The following is a 1,016-nucleotide window of genomic DNA, read 5'->3' as shown; positions in this document are numbered from 1 at the left end:
AACGGCGAGTACGAGGCACCGCGCCAAGTGCTGCGGGCGCTGGGGATTGAGGTCAAGGGTATGCAACGTTCGGGCTTTCGCGCCCGTTGCTGTGGCGGCGGGGGCGGTGCGCCGATCACCGATATTCCCGGCAAGCAGCGCATTCCCGACATGCGCATGGAAGACATCCGCGAGACCGGCGCCGAACTGGTGGCCGTCGGTTGTCCACAGTGCACGGCGATGCTCGAAGGGGTGGTCGAGCCACGCCCACTGATCAAAGACATTGCCGAACTGGTGGCGGATGCCTTGCTCGAAGAGCCTGCACCGGCCAAGACCCCGAACTCGCGTGAACCTGCGGAGGTGCACTGATGAGCGACATTATCCGCCGCGACCCACGGGCCGAATGGATCGCCCGCAACCGCCTGCACCCGCTGCATGCGGCGATGCAACCGGAGCAGCACAGTTGGATGGGGCCTAACGGCATCATCCGCAAGAATGTGCACGGCATGGGTTTTATCGGCCCCAACGGCATCAAGCGTATCGACCGCAGCGGCGCCCAGCAGGGTGGCGCCACCAAGCGCACGGCAGCGGTGCAAGTGCAGTTGCCGCTGTACCAGGGGCCAGCCCCGGCGTTCTACATCAACGTGGTGCCGGATATGGTCGGCGGCCGCCTGAGCAGCCACGACCGCGACTTGCTGGGCCTGGCGCGGCAACTCGCCGGCAGCGACGGTGCAGTGCTGGCGGTGGTCTTTGGCGAGCATAAGGAAAGCGCGTTCGACCCGGCCGGCGTGGACCGCCTGTTGGTGTTGGACGGCCACGAATTCGACGGTTATTCACCGGAGCAACGGGTCCATGGCCTGCGGGCTGTGGATAACCAGTTCAGCCCGCGTCACTGGCTGCTGCCCGACAGCCGCAGTGGCGGTGGCGAACTGGGGCGGCGCTTTGCCGCGAGCCTCAAGGAGCGCCCGGCCACCCGGGTGTGGCAGATCAAGGACAATGAGTGCATCGGCCGTGCCGGTGCGGGCCAGCAAGACTTG

The 1,016-nt window shown here is 66.4% G+C and carries 1 protein-coding gene and 1 pseudogene; both read left to right on the top strand.

The window, feature by feature from the left end; translation table 11 throughout:
- The coding region (locus ASU03_RS18755; RefSeq protein ID WP_197411293.1) for a (Fe-S)-binding protein at positions 1-348 on the top strand (348 nt) is incomplete at its 5' end.
- Positions 348-1,016, top strand: a pseudogene (locus ASU03_RS18750) (hypothetical protein); the annotation flags it as partial. The gene ASU03_RS18755 and the pseudogene ASU03_RS18750, both read left to right, overlap by 1 nt.

The organism is Colwellia sp. TT2012, from assembly GCF_001440345.1.
Classification (GTDB): Bacteria; Pseudomonadota; Gammaproteobacteria; order Enterobacterales; family Alteromonadaceae; genus Colwellia.
Note: the sequence above shows the minus strand (reverse complement) of the source record. Positions and strands in the feature narration are given on the sequence as shown.